18 protein-coding genes are annotated in these 18,600 nt (G+C 72.2%); 9 read left to right on the top strand and 9 right to left on the bottom strand.

Translation table 11 applies throughout. The features are described from left to right. The 3 genes from ACFRAC_RS10620 to ACFRAC_RS10610 form a co-directional block, all read right to left on the bottom strand. Nucleotides 1–599 (bottom strand): helix-turn-helix domain-containing protein (locus tag ACFRAC_RS10620; protein ID WP_382923228.1); only part of this gene is annotated, 599 nt, incomplete at its 3' end. Nucleotides 600–1,068: 469 nt separating this feature from the next. Beyond that, entirely contained in the window at nucleotides 1,069–1,413 is a 345-nt protein-coding gene (locus ACFRAC_RS10615) for a hypothetical protein (RefSeq protein WP_382923226.1), read from the bottom strand. A gap of 128 nt (nucleotides 1,414–1,541) precedes the next feature. Beyond that, the gene (locus ACFRAC_RS10610; protein WP_382923248.1) at nucleotides 1,542–3,578 is read right to left on the bottom strand and encodes a TerD family protein; all 2,037 of its coding nucleotides are present in this window, start codon (nucleotides 3,576–3,578) and stop codon (nucleotides 1,542–1,544) included. An 888-nt stretch (nucleotides 3,579–4,466) separates the two neighbouring features. On the opposite strand from ACFRAC_RS10610, the gene ACFRAC_RS10605 reads away from it, so the two are divergent. Continuing rightward, nucleotides 4,467–6,869: a hypothetical protein gene (locus ACFRAC_RS10605; RefSeq protein WP_382923224.1), complete on the top strand. Its 2,403-nt coding sequence runs from the start codon at nucleotides 4,467–4,469 to the stop codon at nucleotides 6,867–6,869. Between the two features lie 73 nt (nucleotides 6,870–6,942). Here the strand turns inward: ACFRAC_RS10605 and ACFRAC_RS10600 are convergent, their stop codons facing one another. The 3 genes from ACFRAC_RS10600 to ACFRAC_RS10590 all read right to left on the bottom strand — a co-directional run bounded on the left by ACFRAC_RS10600 (nucleotide 6,943) and on the right by ACFRAC_RS10590 (nucleotide 8,566). Beyond that, nucleotides 6,943–7,476, bottom strand: a complete 534-nt coding sequence (locus ACFRAC_RS10600; protein WP_382923222.1) for an SHOCT domain-containing protein — start codon at nucleotides 7,474–7,476, stop codon at nucleotides 6,943–6,945. A 96-nt stretch (nucleotides 7,477–7,572) separates the two neighbouring features. Continuing rightward, complete coding sequence (locus ACFRAC_RS10595) at nucleotides 7,573–7,911, bottom strand: YciI family protein (protein WP_382923220.1); 339 nt, start codon at nucleotides 7,909–7,911, stop codon at nucleotides 7,573–7,575. 79 nt (nucleotides 7,912–7,990) lie between these two features. After that, nucleotides 7,991–8,566: an ATP-binding protein gene (locus tag ACFRAC_RS10590; RefSeq protein ID WP_382923218.1), complete on the bottom strand. Its 576-nt coding sequence runs from the start codon at nucleotides 8,564–8,566 to the stop codon at nucleotides 7,991–7,993. Nucleotides 8,567–8,763: 197 nt separating this feature from the next. Here ACFRAC_RS10590 and ACFRAC_RS10585 point away from each other — a divergent pair, with 197 nt between their 5' ends. Together ACFRAC_RS10585 and ACFRAC_RS10580 are read left to right on the top strand one after the other, a co-directional pair. Next, nucleotides 8,764–8,994 (top strand): DUF397 domain-containing protein, encoded by a 231-nt coding sequence (locus ACFRAC_RS10585; protein ID WP_382923216.1) that lies wholly within the window; start codon nucleotides 8,764–8,766, stop codon nucleotides 8,992–8,994. A gap of 274 nt (nucleotides 8,995–9,268) precedes the next feature. Continuing rightward, the gene (locus tag ACFRAC_RS10580; protein ID WP_382923214.1) at nucleotides 9,269–10,180 is read left to right on the top strand and encodes a helix-turn-helix domain-containing protein; all 912 of its coding nucleotides are present in this window, start codon (nucleotides 9,269–9,271) and stop codon (nucleotides 10,178–10,180) included. Nucleotides 10,181–10,264: 84 nt separating this feature from the next. Here ACFRAC_RS10580 and ACFRAC_RS10575 read toward each other — a convergent pair whose 3' ends face one another. Next, nucleotides 10,265–11,083: an SAM-dependent methyltransferase gene (locus tag ACFRAC_RS10575; RefSeq protein WP_382923212.1), complete on the bottom strand. Its 819-nt coding sequence runs from the start codon at nucleotides 11,081–11,083 to the stop codon at nucleotides 10,265–10,267. Between the two features lie 486 nt (nucleotides 11,084–11,569). Between ACFRAC_RS10575 and ACFRAC_RS10570 the strand changes: the two genes are divergently transcribed. Continuing rightward, on the top strand, nucleotides 11,570–12,280 hold the full coding sequence (locus ACFRAC_RS10570) for a thioesterase II family protein (RefSeq protein ID WP_382923210.1): 711 nt from the start codon (nucleotides 11,570–11,572) through the stop codon (nucleotides 12,278–12,280). A 9-nt stretch (nucleotides 12,281–12,289) separates the two neighbouring features. On the opposite strand, the gene ACFRAC_RS10565 is transcribed toward ACFRAC_RS10570, so the two are convergent. After that, the gene (locus ACFRAC_RS10565; protein ID WP_382923208.1) at nucleotides 12,290–13,336 is read right to left on the bottom strand and encodes a Ku protein; all 1,047 of its coding nucleotides are present in this window, start codon (nucleotides 13,334–13,336) and stop codon (nucleotides 12,290–12,292) included. Nucleotides 13,337–13,406: 70 nt separating this feature from the next. Between ACFRAC_RS10565 and ligD the strand changes: the two genes are divergently transcribed. Beyond that, nucleotides 13,407–14,288 (top strand): non-homologous end-joining DNA ligase, encoded by an 882-nt coding sequence (ligD, locus tag ACFRAC_RS10560; RefSeq protein ID WP_382923206.1) that lies wholly within the window; start codon nucleotides 13,407–13,409, stop codon nucleotides 14,286–14,288. 4 nt (nucleotides 14,289–14,292) lie between these two features. Here the strand turns inward: ligD and ACFRAC_RS10555 are convergent, their stop codons facing one another. Next, a complete protein-coding gene (locus tag ACFRAC_RS10555; RefSeq protein ID WP_382923204.1) occupies nucleotides 14,293–15,099 on the bottom strand; it encodes a nuclease-related domain-containing protein in 807 nt (268 codons plus the stop codon). Nucleotides 15,100–15,213: 114 nt separating this feature from the next. Here ACFRAC_RS10555 and ACFRAC_RS10550 point away from each other — a divergent pair, with 114 nt between their 5' ends. The 4 genes from ACFRAC_RS10550 (at nucleotide 15,214) to ACFRAC_RS10535 (ending at nucleotide 18,599) form a co-directional block, all read left to right on the top strand. Next, nucleotides 15,214–15,720: a protein phosphatase gene (locus ACFRAC_RS10550; RefSeq protein ID WP_382923203.1), complete on the top strand. Its 507-nt coding sequence runs from the start codon at nucleotides 15,214–15,216 to the stop codon at nucleotides 15,718–15,720. A gap of 94 nt (nucleotides 15,721–15,814) precedes the next feature. After that, complete coding sequence (locus ACFRAC_RS10545; RefSeq protein WP_382923201.1) at nucleotides 15,815–16,534, top strand: hypothetical protein; 720 nt, start codon at nucleotides 15,815–15,817, stop codon at nucleotides 16,532–16,534. Continuing rightward, complete coding sequence (locus tag ACFRAC_RS10540) at nucleotides 16,531–17,766, top strand: ATP-binding protein (RefSeq protein WP_382923199.1); 1,236 nt, start codon at nucleotides 16,531–16,533, stop codon at nucleotides 17,764–17,766. The genes ACFRAC_RS10545 and ACFRAC_RS10540 overlap by 4 nt, the downstream gene beginning before the upstream one ends. Nucleotides 17,767–17,957: 191 nt before the next feature. Further along, nucleotides 17,958–18,599, top strand: coding sequence for an SH3 domain-containing protein (locus ACFRAC_RS10535; protein ID WP_382923197.1), 642 nt, complete (start codon nucleotides 17,958–17,960; stop codon nucleotides 18,597–18,599). Nucleotide 18,600: the final 1 nt, after the last annotated feature.

Here is an 18,600-nt window from a genome sequence, read left to right as displayed (position 1 = left end):
GGACCACCGGACCGCCAGGAACCGACGGCTCCCTCGTTGTCCCAGACCAGCACCCGCGGGACGGCGCCCAGCTCGGTCAGCAGCCGCCAGTGCCCGGCGATCAGGTCGGCCGCCGACCTGGAGGGCAACATCCGGGCGGTGATCCACCGCGAGTAGCCCGCGACCATGACCAGCACCGGCGGCCGCCCGACCTGACCGAAGCCGAGCGGGATGTCGGCAGGCGGGAACCACAGGTCGCACTGACCGATCTCGCCCGGCTCATAGACCGTCCGCGAGGCCGGATCCGCCGGCCGATAAGCCGGCCGCAGGTCCCGGACCCGGTCCTTGAGCACGGTCAGACCGCGGTCCCAACCGATTCGCTCGGCGATCACCGTCGCCGGCATCTCCGGCCACTGCTCGAGCAGTTCACGGATCTGCGGCTCGACCGCGTCCACGATCGACCCCTTCGGGGCCCGCTGATACTTCGGCGGCGCGTCGTCCGCGATCGCTCTGCGGACCGTGTTCCTCGCGATCCCCAGCTTCCTCGCGATCGCCCGCACCGGCATCTGCTCGGCCCGATGAAGCCGCCGGATCTCCGCCCAGTCCTCCACGCTGATCACCACTCCTCCCGGCCTGACTCAACGAGCCAAGCCCCTGGAGGGGGTCAACTTTCAAGCGTCGCCGCTGGTCCACTTTTCAGCCGTCGCCGACATCCGGTAACCGTTGTGCCGAGCAGGCCAGTCCCTGCTCGATACGGCACCGTTGAAAGGGATCTGGCGGACACACGCCGTAGACGGTGACCCGACCGTCGGAGAGCTCGATCCGTCGATGCTCGGCCGGCACCGTATGGGCCCGTGGAGCAGTGTGCGCAGGTCGGACGAGACGGGGATACGCGGCGTGAGGTGCCCGAGAGCACCGGCCGCAGCTGGCGCTGAGGCGGATCCTCGTGTGCGGGATGCGCTGCTCGGGGCAGACGAGTCTGCGGTTCGTCGGACAGTCGCGGATCGAGCCTTGGGGCAGCGTTTCAAGTTGCGGTCAGCGCAACGTCACTGCTGCCACGCACCCGGGTGGCTTGCGCGCGGCGTCGGGTCAGGGTCGAATCTCGCGGATCAGGGTGTCGGTTTCGTCGTACAGCTCCAGGGTGTACGTCAGGCCGAAGCGGTTGAAGAGGGCTGCGAGGTCTTCGAAACGCCGGGGGTCGACCACTCCGTTCAGCAGGACGTCTGGGCCGTCCACGGGGTCCAGTTCCACCTCGCACCAAGCGGTTCCTACCTCGTAGCCGTGCCAGGACGAGGAACTGGATCTCCAGCCGGCTCGGACGAAGCGCTCTGCTATGGGTGAGGCGTCTTGGCAGCCGTGCAGGATGCCGGCCACGTTGTTGGCCAAGTCGAGCCGTGCTCGATCCAGTGCTTCACCTTCGTCTGGCAGGTCCACGGTCGCGGTATGGAGGCTCTGCGAGGCAGGGGGGAGGTCGTCGTCGACCGCGGGTTCGGGGGTGGGGGCAGAGGACCCCGTGGCCGGTCGGGTCGCCGTTGGGCGACGGGGTCTGTCCAGTGGGTGGCTCAGGCCTTCGCTGCTGGTGCCTTGCGGGGCTTTGGTGGGTCCAGGTGGGTCACCACCGTGGTGTAGAAGCGGTGCACCGCCTCGTCGACGCTGCGGATAAAGCCGGTTTCGGCGTTGCCGCGGCCGCTTCCCATGCTCTTGACCAGAGACAGGCGGAAACCCGTGATGCGGGTGTCGTCGTCCTTCGGGAGCATGTCCGCCGGCTCGGGGCGGAGGCGTTCCAGGGTGCCCCGCGGGCCGCCCTTCGCTCCGTCGACGAGCGTTTCGATGTGGAGCGTCGCCGGCGCTTCCGTCAGGGTGCGGATGAGCCGCTTCGCCCAGGACAGGGGGTAGCCCTGCTGGGGGGCAGGGATCTCCATGGAGACGCGCAGTTTGCCCGTGCGGAGGTCCGCCACGATGCCGAGGACGCCGGGCGTGCCCTCGATACGGAGTTCGGCCTGGAGGCGTCCGTCGACGCAGAGCTGATCCGCGAGGACGCTTCGGCGTGCTCCCGGGTCCGTTCCCCGCTTGACGCGCTGAACGGGGAGGACCTTCTGTCCCAGCTCGCCTCCCAGTCCGAGGCATACCTGCCGGATGAGGCGCTCCCAGCTCTCGACGACCTCCAGTGCGCGCGCGTCGCCCTGGCACAGGGTCTCGTCGTCGATGCCGTTGCGTACGGGGACCCATGCCCGGCCCATGTTCTGGAAACCCTGGCAACCGGAGTTGTCGTGCTGAAGGTAGTGCAGCAGTTCCTGGAGCAGCCAGGCGTGCGCCGCGTTGCCGACGCCCTCGTGGCGGATCAGCATCTGTGCCTGGTGGGCGACCTCCGCCCAGGAGAGGTACCAGAGGGCGACCTTGTGCTTGCGCCTGCCGTCGATCTTGACGTCGACGAGCGGGCTGCCCTCCAGCGCCACATCGTTCGACAGCGTGATCACGGCCTCGTAGCCGCGGCGCGCCGCGATGTCCATGTACGCCTGCACCTGCTCGGCCTTGAGGGCGTTGCCGTTCGTCTTCGTCTCGACCAGGGCCGTCCACAGCTTGCCGGCCCGCTCGACCCGGATGACCCCGTCGGGGCGCCGTGGTGTGTCCCCGTGCGGCAGGCTGACCTCGGTGAAGGTCTCCATGCGGCCCGCCGGCGCGCCGAACGCGGCGGTGAGACGCCGGCCGAACTCCGGTACCTGCGCCATCACCGACAGGAGCACGGACGTGGCCCGCGTCTCCCGCTCGTGGTCGCTCTTCAGCGCCGACACGGGGAAGAGCCGTGCCTGCTTCCACGACTCGTGTTCGGCCAGGCTCGGCTTGGCCGACTTGGGCAGGATGATCTTCTTCTTCGCGGTACGAGGGCGAGTGGACCGCTTCCGTCGCTCCCCGTCGTCCTCCGGCTGACGGGGAGACGGGACTCTCTCCAGCGATCGCTGCGGGGTCGGCTCGTCCGTTGTTGCCTGGTCCGTTGTGGCCTTCTCCGTCGTGTTCCCGGGCTCGCCGTCCGTGGCGGCGTCCTGTGCCTCGGCCGCTTCGGCGTCGTCCTCGATGTCGACGCCGAAGTCCGTCGCCAGACCGGCGAGTCCCGCTTCGTAGCCCTGGCCGACGGCGCGGAACTTCCACTCTTCCCCGCGGCGGTAGAGCTCGCCGAAGATGATCGCGCTGATCGCGCCGACGTCGTCTATGGCGAAGCGCAGCAGTTCCTCACCGGCTCCATCGGCCAGGCTGAGCCGCACGTCATCCAGTTCGCCGAAGTGCGCGCCGTGGTAGCGGCTTCCCGCCACGACGATGCGGTCGACGTCGGCCGGGACCGCCGTCAGGTCGAAGCTGATCCGGTCCTCGCTCCCGTCCGCCGTCGGTGTCTTCCCCAGGAGCTGCACGCTCCCGTCGGTGGCGACCGGATTGTTGTAGAAGTAGAAGTCGGCGTCACTGCGGACCTTGCCGTTCAGATCCAGCAGCATGACCGACACGTCCGCGTCGCCCTCGCCGGTCGGGCTCCCCCAGCCCAGACTGACGATGACCGACCCGACGTTCTCACTCAGGGCTGACAGCGTGACGTTCGAGCCCTTGATCATTTCCTGCACGAAACCCCCCAAGCAACGCAACTGGGCTCGCGATCGTTCGCGCCCCAGTTGCCCGACGCGCGACGCAATGCGACGCGTCGCGCGCAGGAGACTGTAATACCCACACAGCGGGACATGGGGGCGTTCAGACGCTTCCCATGGCTTGCGGAGCAAGGGCTTACCCTCAGTCACCGTTGACGCTTGAGCTCGACGGCGAGCTCCGCGGGGCCCCGCCCTCCGGATGCTTCGACTGCTTCGACGTCAGACGTCGAGGGCCACGGAGTCCGTCGCCGGCGCGGGGCTTGGGGCGCACCGGTGGCCGCCTGCCAAGGCTCCCGCATGCCGGTGTCGTGCAGGTCTTGGCGGGGCGTCAACTCGTCCGCCAGCGCGTCCCGTCGAGGGTTCGACCGCTACGGCCGGTCACCAGCCATCCCCTGGGATTCATGCGTATTGCATGAATCGGCCGGGACTGCTATCAATCTCCCCACGCTTCATCACATGATCTTCACATCACGAAGACCCCTCGTCGGTCGCGCGAACCACGGGTCGGAGTCGGTCCCCCAGCCGGCGTTCGGCGTCGTCATGTGGCCGGGTAATCGCGGGAGTTCGCGTGTTTCGTCGGTCGGCCCCGGGGCCGTGAGTCCTTCAGGAAAGCCCATGAGTACATGCCCGTCCTGCGGTGCGGAGACAGCCGCAGGTCATGCCTTCTGCAGCCGTTGTGGGGTGTCGGTTGCGGCGGCCGGTTCGGCCGAAGCCGGCACTGCGACGCCTGCGCCGCCTCCTCAGCCGCCCACGACCCCGCAGGCGACCCCGCCTGTCGCGCCGCCCACCGCCCCGCCGACCGCGCCGCCCACGCCTCAGTTCGCGCCCCCGGGTCGGGCCGCCCTGTGGTTCGCGGCCGTGCGGCCCGACGGGGCGGCCGCCAAGGCCGTCGCCGTCGGGGCGTTGGCCGCGTTGGGCAGTCAGCTCGGTCTGTTGTTCGTCGTCCTTGCCGTCGGGGCCCAGTTCCTGCCCGACGAGAACACCGGCACCTTCGGCGACTGGCTGCTGGCCGCCGTCTGGGTGGCCGGGCTGGCCCTGCGGGGCACGCTGGGTCTGTCGCTCGAGGAGGAAGGGCAGTCCTGGGGGTCCGAACAGGTCGCCGGGCAGGGGGAGATCGGGCTCACCCTGCAGCTGTTGCTGTTCACCGGGACCGCCCTGTTCGCGGTCCGGTGGTTCGCGCGGCGCGGTGAGCGGCGCCTCGCCGCGGACACCTGGGCCCGGGTGGCCGGCCGGTCCGCCACCGGTGCGCTCGTCTACGCCCTCGCCATGACCGTCCTGGTGCCGGCGACCCACGCCTCCGCCGTCTTCGGGATGGACACCGGGGAGCTCGAGTCGACCTCGGTCGACCTGGGTCTCGCGCTGTGGCCGCTCGTTCCGTACACCCTCGTCTTCGTCTTTCTCGCCGACCTCGCCGCTCGTGCCGCCGTGCGCCGCGGCGACCTGACGCTGCCGGGCACCTTCGCCGAGCGGCTGCGCGGCTGGCGGGACCCGTTCGGCGCCGTGGGCACCGTGAGCGTCGTCCTGCTCGGCGTGGGGGCGCTGACCGCTGTGGGCTACGCGGTCTTCGGCGACACCGACGAGCTGAGCGCCGGTGCCGTGGTCTCCCTCTCCCTGCTCACGCTCGTCAACGCCGCCGTCTGGCTGGCCGGGGTGGGGATGGGCGTCACGATCGGCGGCACGCTGGACGGTGCCGCCGGCATCGACTCCTTCTTCGGCAGTGGGAGCACCCGTGCGCTGGAGGACTCGAAGTCGGGGCTGCTGACGGGCGGGATGCCCTGGGGCGCCTGCCTGCTGCTGCTCGCCGTCGTCCTGACGGTGCTCGTCGCCGCCGTGCGGCACGCCCTGGCCCATGACCCCCGTGAGCGGTTGCTGGGCGCTCTGTGGAAGTTCGCGGTCGCCATGGCCGTCGTGTGGTTGCCGCTCAGCCTCGTCTCCACGCTGGGGGGCACGGTCGAGGGGGACGTCTCCTCCGGAGGGGGGTTCGGCGGCGCCAGGGGAAGCGCGCACGGGTCCGTGTCCGTGGGGCTGAGCTCCTTCGGGACGCTGTTCCTGTCCCTGCTGTGGGGCGCGCTGCTGGTCGTGGCGGCGCAGTTCCTGACCCGGCCGCTGCTGAGCGTCTTCCCGGGCGCCGGTGCGCGGGTGCTGCGGCTGCCCGGCCGGCCCGTGCACCCGCAGTGGGCCGCCTTGCTCGCCGACGCCGCCCGCCGCAGGGGCCGGTCGGTGCCGGAGCGGCTGGAGGCCGTGCTGACCGAGCCGATGGCCTGCCCGCCGCTCGCCACCGGCACGAAGTGGGCGCGGTTCACCGGCATCGGCCTGATCGCGGCCGTCGTCCTCGGTGGCGGTGGCACCGCTGCCTGGGCGGTCGTGGGCTCCCAGGTGTACGGTCCGGAGCGTGCCGCCGAGGACTACTTCGAGGCGCTCGCGGACGGGCGTGCCGGGGACGTCCTGGACCTGCTCGACGGGTCGCACTCCGGTCCGCTGCTGACGCAGGCCGCGCTGGACCGCCAGCGCGAGGCCGCCGCGCTGACCGACGTCAGCGTCGACGCGGTGGACGAGTCCGACGGGACGGCCGGCGTCACGGTGACGTACAAGGTGGACGGTGAGGCGTACGAGACCGTGCTGCACCTGGTCGCCGGCGAGGAGGACAAGCACCTCGGGCTGTGGCGGCGCTGGAAGGTCCTGGACGGTCTCGGCCAGGTCGAGGTGACGGCGGCGTCCCTTCTCGGCGAGGCCCAGGTGAACGGCGTCGAGGTGCCGTTGGAGGAGGGCACCGCCGAAGCCGTCGTCTTCCCCGGCGCGGTGACCGTCGACGGCGTGAGCACCCGCTATGTCGCCGCCAACGGGGGCGGCACCGTCGTCGTGGAGCCGGGCGGGGCCGAGGCCGTCGACGAACTCCGGGCGGGGCTCAGCGGCAAGGGCGAGCGCGCGGCGCAGCAGGCCGTGCTCACCGAGCTGACGGAGTGCGTGGAGCGGAGCACGTCCCTGGAACCCGGCGACTGCCCGATCAGTCCGGACGGCTACTACTGGGAGGAGGACGCCGAGGATGTCGTCTGGACCCAGGAGTCCGAACCCGTCCTGCAGACCGAGCTGGCCGAGGACGGCACCGTGAGCGTCACCGGTGACCTGGACCTCAAGGTCACCTGGACCGACGTGGGTTACGACCAGGAGGAGAAGATGGAGGACACGTGCACGTCGTCCTTCTCCGCCACCGTCGATCTGTCCGGCGCCAGTCCGACCGTCGCTTTCGACGCGTACTACTGACCCGTCCGGGCCGGCACCCTCTCAAGTGCCGGCCCGGGCCTGTCCCGCCGCGGATCAGGACCCGCTCCGCGGGTCACATGCGCGCGAGGATCTCCGCCTTCTTCGCCGTGAACTCCTCTTCCGAGAGGATGCCCGCGTCCCTCAGCTCGGCCAGCTGGCGGAGCTGCTCCACGGGGGTGGTCGCCGCCTGCGGCGCGGGGGCCGGGACGGCGGGGGCCGGGGTCTGGGCGGGGGCCTGCCCGGGGCCGGGGACCTTGCCGAGGATCAGGTCGGTGAGCAGGGCCTTGATACGGGGAGCCGCGTCGTGCGGCACCCGGAAGTCGATGTTGTTGCCCGACGCCACGACCACGACCTTGGTGAACATCAGGCCGTCCCGCTTGGTCACCACGCTGGCGATGTTGCGGACCGGGATCATCTCGGTGCCGGCGTCGGAGCTGCGCACGCCGGTGGCCAGGAGCGAGGCGCCGACGGTCAGGAAGCCGGCCGTGAGCTTCTTGGCGCTCATGCCCCGGGGGCGGGACCACTCGATCCGGTCGTGGTAGATGGCCACGTCGGCGTTCTTGCCCTCGATGTGGCTCTTGAAGGTCATCAGCGCGGTGCTGGACATGGGGGTGCTCCTGACGTTCGGAACGGCGTGGTACGTGCCGTCTACATCTAGACACACCTAAGTATGCGAAGGTTGTACGAACGTCGGGGTGGGGCCTCAGGCCGTCGGGTCCGGCATGATCTCGCGGACCTCCTGGGCGCACCGGCAGGCCTCCGCGATTCTCGCCGCCCGCTCCAGCGCGGCCTCGCGCGAGGGGACGTCGATGACCGAGAAGCCGCCGATCACCGCCTTGGTCTCCGGGTCCGGGCCGTCGGTGACGGTGCCGTCCGGGGCCACGACGGTCGCCCGCTGCCGTTCCAGTCCGCCGCCGTAGACCCACACGCCGGCCTCGCGGGCCTGGCGCACCACTTCCAGGGAGGCCTCGGCCACCTTCGGCAGCTCGCCCTCGGGGATGACCATGGTGCCGTCGTCGAACGAGATCAGGTAGTGCGTCATCCGTGGCTCCTCTGCGGCTCGTCCGGCTCGTGCGACTCGTCCGCGGCCCGTGCTCGTGCCGGGCGGGGACGCGGACGGCTCAGGCAGGGGTGTCCGTGCGCAGCATCGCCCACACCGTCTTCCCTGCCGGGGGGCGCCGGGTCCAGCCCCAGTGTTCGGAGAGGGCGTCGATCATGCGCAGGCCGCGGCCGTGCTCGTCGAAGGGGTCGCTGATGTGGGGGTAGACCGGCGGGCTGTCGCTCGGGTCGGTGACCGCGCAGACCACGTGCGCCGGGCGGCGCAGGCTGAGGCGGAGCCAGATGTCACCGCCGCCCCCGGTAGGCCGGGCGGCGTGCAGGACCGCGTTGGCCAGGAGTTCGGTGACGACCGTGAGCGCGTCGGCGGTGCAGTGGCCGAGGGACCAGTCGTCCAGCGTGCGGCGGACGAGGTCGCGGGCCTGGGCGCAGCCCTGTTCGGCGCCGGTGAGGCGCAGGGCCACGGGACGGGGGGCGTCCGCGCACGGCGAGGACGGCCCGGCGGGCGCCAGGGGTGCGGTCCGGGGCACCTGGGTGCCGGCGTCGAGGCTTCGTACGGCGGTGCCGAGGGGGCGCGCCGGCCTCGTGGGGGACGCGGCGCCGCCGGACGGTCGGAGGCCTTCGTACGCAGGTAAGGACACAACGTCTCCCCTGATACACGGTCATGACAGAGCGTCTGCACCGCAGTTGACGGCACGGCTATTATCCACGACGAAGGCCTCCTCGTGCAATTTCACGGGAAATTGCGCGTGGAATGTCATCGCAGAGCACGTGGCGTGTCCGGGCCCGGCGAGGCGGAGGGGCGTACGCGTGGCGGAACGTGAGCAAGGAGAGTGCAGTGCCAACAGCACCGAACGGCGTACGAGCGAGCTCGTTGGGCGTCCGTTGGATCAAGAGCAGGCACAGCAATGCCGAGGGCAACTGCGTCGAAGTGGCGGCGCTGGGCGACGGGCGTGTCGCCCTGCGCAACTCCCGGGACCCCGACGGCCCCGCGCTCGTCTACACCCCGGCTGAGATCTCCGCGTTCCTGGCGGGCGCCAAGGACGGTGAGTTCGACCACTTGGCATGACGCCGACCGACCGGCCATGCGAGACCGACGGCCGCCGGCGTGACACCGGTCGGCCGTCGCAGGACACCGGCCCCCTCCGTGAAGGGTGCTGGTCACGCGGGGGCGCCGCAGCTCTTCGGGGGAGGCGGCGGCGCCCCTGCCGGGGGCGTGTCGGCGCCCCGAACTCCGTGCAAGAAACGGAAGTTGAGACCGCTACTTCTGGCCGGACCGGGCGGCGGGAGCCGCCGGGATGCGATAATGCAGTCTGTCGTATGCCGGTCTACGGGGAGTCAGGATGTCCTCCGAGTCACCTCGCATTTCCCGCCTCGAGCCGTATCTGAGTCGGACCGAACCAGCACCCACCCTGCTGAAGATGCTGGTCGGCGTGCAGCTGGCGGGTATCCGCGAGGATGCGGGGCTCTCCCAGGACCAGGCGGCGCGTGCCGTGGGTTTCAGCCCGGCGAAGCTGTCGCGGATCGAGTCGGGCAAGGGCCGCCGGCCACCCACCGACGCCGACGTCCGCGCCCTGCTGGAGCTGTACCGCACCGAGGAGTACGAGGCCTCCGTGCTGCTGCAGCTGCTCAAGCGCGCCAACGAGCCCGGGTGGTGGCAGCGCTACGACAAGCGGCTGATGCCGGAGTGGTTCGACCGGCTGGTGGGGCTCCAGGAGGCCGCCAGCGCCATCCGTACCTTCGAGCTCCAGTACGTGCCCGGTCTGCTGCAGACCGAGGACTACACGCGGGCCGTCGTGGAGCGCGGGCTGCCCACGGCGTCCACGCGCGAGGTGCAGCGGCGGGTCGAACTGCGTATGCGCCGCCGTCAGCTGCTGCACCGGTCCGACGCGCCCCGGCTGTGGGCGATCGTGGACGAGTCGGTGCTGCTGCGTGTCCTCGGCAGCCCCGCGGTGATGCACGAGCAGCTGGAGTACCTCGTCGAGATGGCGCAGCGGCCGCACGTGACCGTGCAGATCGTGCCGCTGGACGTGACGAACGCGTCCGCGCCCGCCATCCCGATCACCTATCTCCGGTTCGGCGGCGTGGATCTGCCCGACATCGTGTACCTGGAGCACATCAAGAGCGCCGCGTTCCTGGAGGACCGCGACGAGACGGAGGAGTACCGGCTCGCGCTGGACCGTCTGGGCGACGAGGCCCTCGATCCGCGGGAGTCGCTGGAGCGGCTGCGCGAGACGATGAAGCGCTACGCGTGACGCACCGCTGACACGCCCGGCCGGTACGACGCGTCCGGAGCTCCCCCGCGGAAGCTCCGGACGGGTGCGGTCCGGGCGGCCGCGTTACTGCGGCAGGCGGCCGATGCCGCCGAACTCGATCCACTCCAACGTCTGCTGACGGGGCGCCACCTCGTTGTCGGGGCGCCAGGTGGAGACCTCCACGAGTCCGGGCTCCAGGATCTCCAGCCCCTCGAAGTACTCCTCGACGTCCTTCTCCTGACGCACCCGGCCCCAGTGGCCCTGGGTCGCCTGGTCCATGAAGTCGGTGACGAACTTGCGGACCTCGGGGTCCTCACTGACGAGCTGGCACATCAGCATGAAGCTGCCGGGCGCGAGCCGCTCGCGGACCCGGCGGGCGACGGCGAGCGGGCCGTCGGTCTCGCTGTCCGGGATGCAGTGGAACACCGAGTTGAACAGCACGGCCACCGGCTGCGAGAAGTCGATCAGGCGCTTGGTTTCGGGGTGGTCGAAGATGCCGTCGGTGTCGCGCATGTCGGCGTGGATGACGGCGGTGCGGTCGTTCTGGTCGAGCAGGGCACGCCCGTGGACCAGGACCATCGGGTCGTTGTCGACGTAGATGACGCGCGACTCGGGGTCGATGTCCTGGGCGACCTGGTGGACGTTGTTCTGGGTGGGCAGACCGGAGCCGTGGTCGAGGAACTGGCGGATGCCGTACTCACCGGCGAGGGTGCGGACGGCGCGCTGGAGGAAACGCCGGTTGTTCACCGCGAGGGCCCGGGTGCTGGGGACGACCTTGTCCAGTTCCTCGCAGGCCGCTCGGTCGGAGGCGTAGTTGTCCTTGCCGCCGAGATAGTGGTCGTACATGCGCGCCGCTGTCGGCACCGCGGCGTCGATCGACGTGGACAGCTTTCCAGGCTCCATCGTTTCCCCCAGTGGCAGGGCCGGCCGAGGAGGATCACCTCGCCGACAACCCATCCTAAGGAGCGGCGAGTTGGTCGGGCCAGTCCATCCGGCAAGCCCGCACGGCCGTTCTCGCCCGGCGGGGCGGGCACGGAGCCGCGAAATGGAGCAAGGGTGCGAACCGGTCAGGGGCGGCGGGCGGGCGGGTGACCGCAAACGTTCGTAGGTGTCTACGAGATCTTCGTCCTGACGGCCCGTCGGGTGGTACGGGGGCCGGTGATCTCCGGGGAGCCGCACCGTCCGGGGGGCTGGCGGGGAGGTTTCTCGGCCGCGTTGCGCGCGCGGGGCGGCGACACCCCCCTGATCGAACTACAGTTCCCGGTCGGACGCCACACACGACGGGGGTACTCAGGTGGCCGCCAGGACACGCCCGCTCCACTCCGCGCCCCTCGGGTTCGGGGCGACGCCATGACCGTGCCCGGGACGCGGACCCGGTGGCTGAGGGGCGTGCGATCCCCCAGCGCCCGGACGCGTCTGGTGTGCTTCCCGCACGCGGGCGGGGCGGCCGGTTTCTTCCACGACTGGGCGGCGCTGACCCCGCCGTGGCTGGAGGTGCTGTCGGTGCAGTACCCCGGCCGCCAGGACCGGCTGAACGATCCGTGCCCGGCCACGATGGAGGAGCTGACCGACGCGGTCGCCGAGGCGCTGCTCCAGGAGGCGGCGGACGGTCCGCCGGTGGCACTGTTCGGGCACAGCATGGGGTCGGCGGTGGCGTACGAGGTCGCCGGCCGGCTGGAGGAGGCGGGCGCGGCCCCCGTCCGGCTCGTCGTGTCGGGGCGGGGGCGGCCGCGGGGCCCGCACGAGCTCGCGGCCCGGCCGGCCCCGGACGACGGCGAGATCCTGCGGCGCGTCCGCGCGCTCGATCCCGCCGGTGCCGCCGTGTACGACCATCCCGAACTGCGGCCGGTGATCCTGCCGGCCCTGCGCGCGGACTTCCGGATGCTGGCGGCCCACCGCCCGGCCCCGCTGCGCCGGCTCGCGGTCCCGGTGACCGCCTGCGGCGGGGACCGCGATCCGGTGTGCGCGGTCGCGGACCTGTCGTCCTGGTCGGACGTCACCTCGGGGGACGTGGAGGTGCGGGTCTTCGAGGGCGGCCACTTCTACCTCACCCCGCGGAAGGCCGACGTACTGGCCTTCCTCTCCGCGCGGCTGGCGTGACCCAGAGCCTCACGCCGAGCGTCTGCGGGAGGCCGTCTTCTTGGCCGGCGTCTTCTTGGCCGTGGTCTTGGCGGTGCTCTTGGCCGTCGTCTTCCTCGTGCTCTGGGCGGACTTGGACGTCGACTTCCTCGCGGACGACGCCGTCTTCTTCGCCGCGGCCTTCCCGCCGGCCGCGGACTTCTTCCCGGAGGCCTGCTTCGGTGCCGCGCGGGCGGACTTGCGCTGCGGCAGCGTCCGCACCTCCGCCTCCGACGCCTCCTCGGCCCCGGCCGGCTCCTCGCCCCGCGACTCCTTCGCCGCGCGCACGCTCTTCTCCAGGGCGGCCATCAGGTCGAGGACCTTGCCGGACCGCGCCGGTTCGGGGGCCTCGGGCGGAGCCTCGCCGGAGACCTTCGCGGCGACCACCTGCTCCAGGGCCTCGCGGTACTCGTCGTGCAGCTCGTCCAGTTCGATCTCGCCGAGGGTGTCCATCAGGGCGTCCGCGAGGTCGAGTTCCTTGTCGTTCACGGTGACGGGCGTGTCCGGCGCCACGCCCTCGGGGGCGCGGACCTCGTCCGGCCACAGCAGCCCGTGCATGGCGATGGCGTCGTCGACGACCCGCAGCATGCCCAGCCGCTCCCGGCCGCGCAGGGCGTACTTGGCGATGGCCACCTTCTGGCTGCGCTTGAGCGCCTCCCGCAGGAGGGTGTACGGCTTGGCGGCCTGCGCCCCGCCGGCCGCGAGGTAGTAGGCGGCGTCCATCTGGAGCGGGTCGATCTTGTCGGCCGGGACGAAGGCCACGATCTCGATGGTCCGGGCGGTCGGCAGCGGGAGGTGGGCCAGGTCCTCGTCGGTGATCGGGACGATCGTGCCGTCCGCGTCCTCGTACCCCTTGCCGATCTCGTCCTGGCCGACCTCGCGGTCCTCCAGCTCGCAGACCTTGCGGTAGCGGATCCGGCCGCCGTCCTCCGTGTGGATCTGCCGGAAGGAGATCGAGCGGTTCTGGGTGGCGTTCACCAGCTTGATGGGGATGCTGACCAGGCCGAACGAGATGGCGCCGTTCCAGATGGATCGCACTTCCGCACCCCTTCGGTCGATATGCCAGAATTGTTCCTATATTCAGCTGTTTCTCTGGAATCCTCATCGTATGACGCCGATCACAGAGGTGGAGGGGCGACGGCTCGCGCTGAGCAACCTGGAGAAGGTGCTGTACCCGGCGACCGGCTTCACCAAGGGTGAGGTGCTGCACTACTACGCCACCACCGCGCCGGTGCTGCTGCCGCATCTGCGCGACCGGCCGGTGTCGTTCCTGCGCTACCCGGACGGCCCGGACGGACAGCTGTTCTTCGCCAAGAACGTGCCGCCGGGCACCCCCGGCTGGGTCACCACCGCCGAGGTGCCCCGGGTGGAGGGGCCGGCGCGGATGGTGCTGGTGCAGGACCTGGCGAGCCTGATGTGGGCCGCGAACCTCGTCACCGAGTTCCATACGCCCCAGTGGGTGATCGCGGCGCCCGGCGAGGCGGACCGGCTGGTCTTCGACCTGGACCCCGGGGCGCCCGCCTCGGTGGTCGAGTGCTGCGAGGTCGCCCTCTGGCTGCGGGAGCGGCTGGCCGCCGACGGCATCGAGGCGTACGCCAAGACCTCCGGCTCGAAGGGCCTGCACCTCAGCGCGGCCGTGCGGCCGGTCACCTCCGAGCGGGCCACGGAGTACGCCAAGGAACTCGCCGTGGAGGCCGAGCGGGCGATGCCCCGGCTGGTCGTCCACCGCATGACGAAGAGCCTGCGGCCGGGCAAGGTCTTCGTCGACTGGAGCCAGAACGCCGCCCGCAAGACGACGGCCGCCCCCTACACCCTGCGGGCCCGCGCCGAGCCCCTGGTGTCCGCCCCCGTCACCTGGGAGGAGGTGGCGGAGTGCAGCTCCCCCCGCTCCCTGACCTTCCTCGCCCCGGACCTGGCCCCGCGCCTGCAGGACTTCGGCGACCTGATGGCCCCCCTGCTGGATCCGAAGGCCACGACCGGGCTGCCCTGACGACCTACAGCGCCGACGTCCACACCGTACGGTCCCGGGCCAGCGCGAACAGGGCCTCGACGTCCGCCGGCTTCAGCAGCCCGCCCGTCCGCGCGAACCCGGCGACCTCCGTGTCCCTGAGCACCCGCACCTCCCGCGGCGGCGCGGTCACCGCCACCGCGGCCGGGTCGACGAGGACGAGGACCGGGCGGACCTCGGCGGTCAGGACGTGCGCGGCCCGGGCGGCGTCGGCGCGCAGGCGCCGCAGCAGCGGCTGTGCGGTGCGCCGGCCCAGCGTGACCAGCGGATCGGCGACGGTCACCCTCTGCCTGCGGGCGTACAGGCTGTGCAGCGTGAACAGCCCGCCGGGCCCGAGCAGCAGATGGTGGACGCGGTCACCGCCGGGCAGCGGCACCGAGTGCAGCACGCGCCAGCCGGCGCCCTCCAGCAGGTCCAGCGCCTCCCCGACGGTGCGCTCGGCGGTCAGCGCCCGCCGCCGTGGATCGGTCCGCAGGCGGTGGGCGGGACCGGGGTCCCGGTCGAGGGCGACGAGAAGCGCCTCGCCGGGGCGGTTGGGGGCGAGGTCGTCGTCCGGGTGCAGGGCGAGCCGGGCCAGGTCGGCGGGGGTGGGGACCGGGGGCGGGCCCACCGTGACCGGGCCGGTGACGAAGGGGCCGAGGGCCTCCAGCACCTCCTCGCGGCGGTCCCGGCCGAGCAGGTTGACGCGGGCCGCCTCCCGGTCGTACCAGGCGATGTTCCGCCCGTCCGGGAGGCAGACGTACAGCCGTTCCTGGCCGTGCCGCCAGGCTGGTACGACGCGCAGTTCGCTCATGGCACCATCACCCCACCGTCCATGGGAACAGGCGGGGTGCTGGGCGGGCAAGAACCCGGTTACCTTGGGGAAGAGTTGGGCAGGGCCCCGCGAGGGGCGGCTGGGGAGGCGCCGTTGCGTACCCGCGGGAAGCGACCCGACGTACCCGCTCCGGAGAGTCCGTGGAGCGAGATCGTGCCTGGTCTGTGGATGGGCGGGCACCAGTTCCGCAGCCGTTCCGGGCAACTGGAGTTCGCCGTGGTGCGGGACGAGTTCGACCTCGTCCAGACCTTGCTGCGGCTGCCCGGGCACGGTCCCGACCCGGGCGTGGAGCACCATGTGTGGCCCATCCCGGACGGGCCGCTGGACGGGACCCAGCTCGCGGGCGTGATCCGGCTCGCGGACGCCGTGACGGAGGCCCTGGACGCGGACCGCAGGGTCCTGGTGCGCTGCTACCACGGATACAACCGCTCGGGGCTGGTGGTCGCCCAGGCACTGATCCGCCGCGGCCACTCGCCCGATCGGGCGATCCGGCTGATACGCTCCCGCCGCTCTCCCTGGGCGCTGCACAACGAGCTGTTCGTCGACTACCTCCGCGCGGGACTGCCGGTCGCCCGGCTGCTGGAGGAGCTCGCCGAGTGACGGTGCCGTCCCTCCGCCCCCGGGTGCGCAAAAAGGACTTCCGTACGAATACTGTGTACGCGCCCGCCCAGCGCCCGCCCTTTTCTGGAGAACCGTGCCCCGCAGCCGCCTCATGCGCCTCGCCGCGCTCGTCGCCCTGCTGTCGGCGGCCGTCGCGGGGTGCGGTGACGCCGGGGGGCTGCGGAGCGCGGGCCCGACCGAGACGGCGGTCGCCCCGGACAAGCTCTGGCCGCGGCTGACGCCCGCGTCGAGCCCGGCGTATGTGATCGGCGAGGTGAACCGGGAGGTCGTCAAGGGCCTCACCGTGCCCGGCGGGGACATCCGCGCCGTGGACCCGGTGGACGTCGTGCGCCGGGAGATGGCGAAGAGCCCCGGGGACTACGAGGGCGACAAGGCGCCGTACCGCGAGACCGGCCAGCGGATGGACGACTGCGGTGACGGCGCGGGTCACGGCCGGTGCCCGGTGCTGCGGCCCTACTACCGGGATCTCACCGGCGACGGGCGCGCCGATCTGACGCTGGGCTTCCGGCTGCTGCCGGGCCGTACCACCGCGGTGCGCGTCTACACCGTCGAGAAGCGGCGGCTGGTGCAGGTGATGAGCTGGGACGACGCCGTCAGCGGGGTGGAGCTGGCCCGGCGTTCGGTGATCATCCGCTCGCCGTCGGAGGTCGCCGGGTACGAGTACCGGCTCCAGTGGACCTGGGAGCCGGACCAGAAGGCGATGCTGCTCACCCACGACGAGATGCTGCGCACCGGGCCGCACCCGGCGAAGCCGCCGAGATCGTCGGCGTCCCCCTCGGCGGGCACCCCGTGAGGCTCCGGCTGCCCCGGTGGTCCGGCCCGCTCGCCGTGCGGGCCGCCGTGTTCATCACCGTGATGTGCTGTGCGCTCGCCGCCCTGCTCGGTGTGCTGGTGCACGTCTCGGTGACCAATCAGACCGTCGGCAAGGCGCGCGACCTGGCGCTGCGCCGGCTGGTGGGCGCCACGACGGCGTTCGAGGCCGGGGACACCCTCCCTCCCGGCGCCCGGGTCGACCCGCCGGGGCTGCCGCGCTCCCTGCGGGACCTGGCACTGGGCGGCGAGCGGGGCACCGTCGTCGCCGATCACCGGGGGCGCCCGACGATGTGGGCGGCGGGCCCCGTCGACCGCGGCGAGGTCCTCGCGGTCGAGGTGGACTACTCGCAGCAGGCCCGCACGATCGACGGTCTGGACCGGGCGATCCTGTGGTCGTCGGCCCTGGCGATCGGGGTGACGGTCCTGGCGGGCGCGTTCGCGGTGACCCGGGTGACGCGCCGGCTGCACGCCACGGCCCGGGTGGCCCGCCGGATCAGCGTCGGTGACCTGGACGCGCGGGTCGGCGATCCCCGGACGAAGGATCCGGGCCGGCCGCAGGACGAGGTGGCCGTGGTCGCGGCCGCCCTGGACTCGATGGCGTCCTCGCTCCAGGGCAAGCTGCTGGCCGAGCAGCGCTTCACGGCGGACGTGGCGCACGAGTTGCGCACCCCGCTGACCGGGCTGCACGCGGCGGCCGAGCTGCTGCCGCCGGGGCGGCCGACCGAGCTGGTGCGGGACCGGGTGGCCGCGCTGCGGACCCTGACCGAGGACCTGCTGGAGATCTCGCGGCTGGAGTCGGGGCGCGAGCGCTCCGAGCTGGACACCGAGTCGCTGGCGGCGCTGGCGGGCCGGGTGGTGCGGGGTGCGGCCGGTGACACGGAGGTCGTCGTGGTGCGGGACGCCGTCGTGGAGACCGACCGGCGGCGGCTGGAGCGGGTGCTGGGCAATCTGGTGGCCAACGCGCACAAGCACGGGCGGGGGCCGGTGGTGCTGACGGTGGACGGGCCCGTGGTGACGGTCCGGGACCACGGCGAGGGCTATCCGGAGTACCTGGTCGCGCACGGGCCGCAGCGGTTCCGCACCGAGGGCGGGGCCACGGGGCACGGGCTGGGGCTGACGATCGCGCTGGGGCAGGCGGAGGTGCTGGGGGCGCGGCTGACGTTCGCCAACGCCGAGGACGGCGGGGCGGTCGCCCGGCTGGCCCTGCCCTAGCCGCCGATCAGGCCGGGGCGCGCGGGATTCCCCGGGCGGCCGACAGGTGCGCGCCCCGGGGCGGCTTCTCCCGCGAGGGAAGCTCAGTTGGACCCTTCGGACGCGCGGAGCCCCGGATGCGCTCTTAATGTGGCGATCAGTCAGGTTTTTCCCGTCCCGGGGTTCTCCGGGACTGTCCTCGGAGGTGCCCCATGGCCCTGCGTTCGCGTTTCGCACTGTCCATAGCCGCCGGCCTGCTCGCCACCGCCGCGGCCGCCACACCCGCCGTGGCCGACGACGAGTGGGGGTCCGGCGGCAGCACGGAGTCCCAGGGGAACTGGGGCGGGGCCCAAGGAGAGGGCGGTGGCGGTCAGGGCGGGGACGGCGGCGGCCAAGGCGGGGACGGGGGCGGCCAGGGTGGGGACTGGGGTGGCCAGGGCGGGGACGGCGGCGGTCAGGGCGGGGACGGCGGCGGCCAAGGCGGGGACGGCGGCGGCCAAGGCGGGGACGGCGGCGGCCAAGGCGGGGACGGCGGCGGCCAAGGCGGGGACGGCGGCGGCCAAGGCGGGGAGCAGGGCGCGTCCCAGGGCGACTGGGGCGGCGGCCAGGGCGGGAACCAGCAGTTCACCCGGGGCCGGGTGACCGCGAGCACGCTGCTGCTGCGCAGCGCGCCCGACCGGGGCAGCCAGGTCATCCGTGTCGTGCACCGGGGGGACCACGTACGCATCTTCTGCAAGACCCGGGGCGAGAGCGTCCAGGGCAACCGGAACTGGTACCTCCTGGCGGACGGCACCTGGGCGTGGGGCTCGGCGCGCTACATCGACACCCTCGGGCGCACGCCGCGCTGGTGCTGAG

This window comes from Streptomyces sp. NPDC056628 (genome assembly GCF_042792555.1).
Classification (GTDB): Bacteria; Actinomycetota; Actinomycetes; order Streptomycetales; family Streptomycetaceae; genus Streptomyces.
The sequence above is the reverse complement of the archived record's forward strand: the minus strand, read 5'-3'. Positions and strand labels throughout refer to the sequence as shown.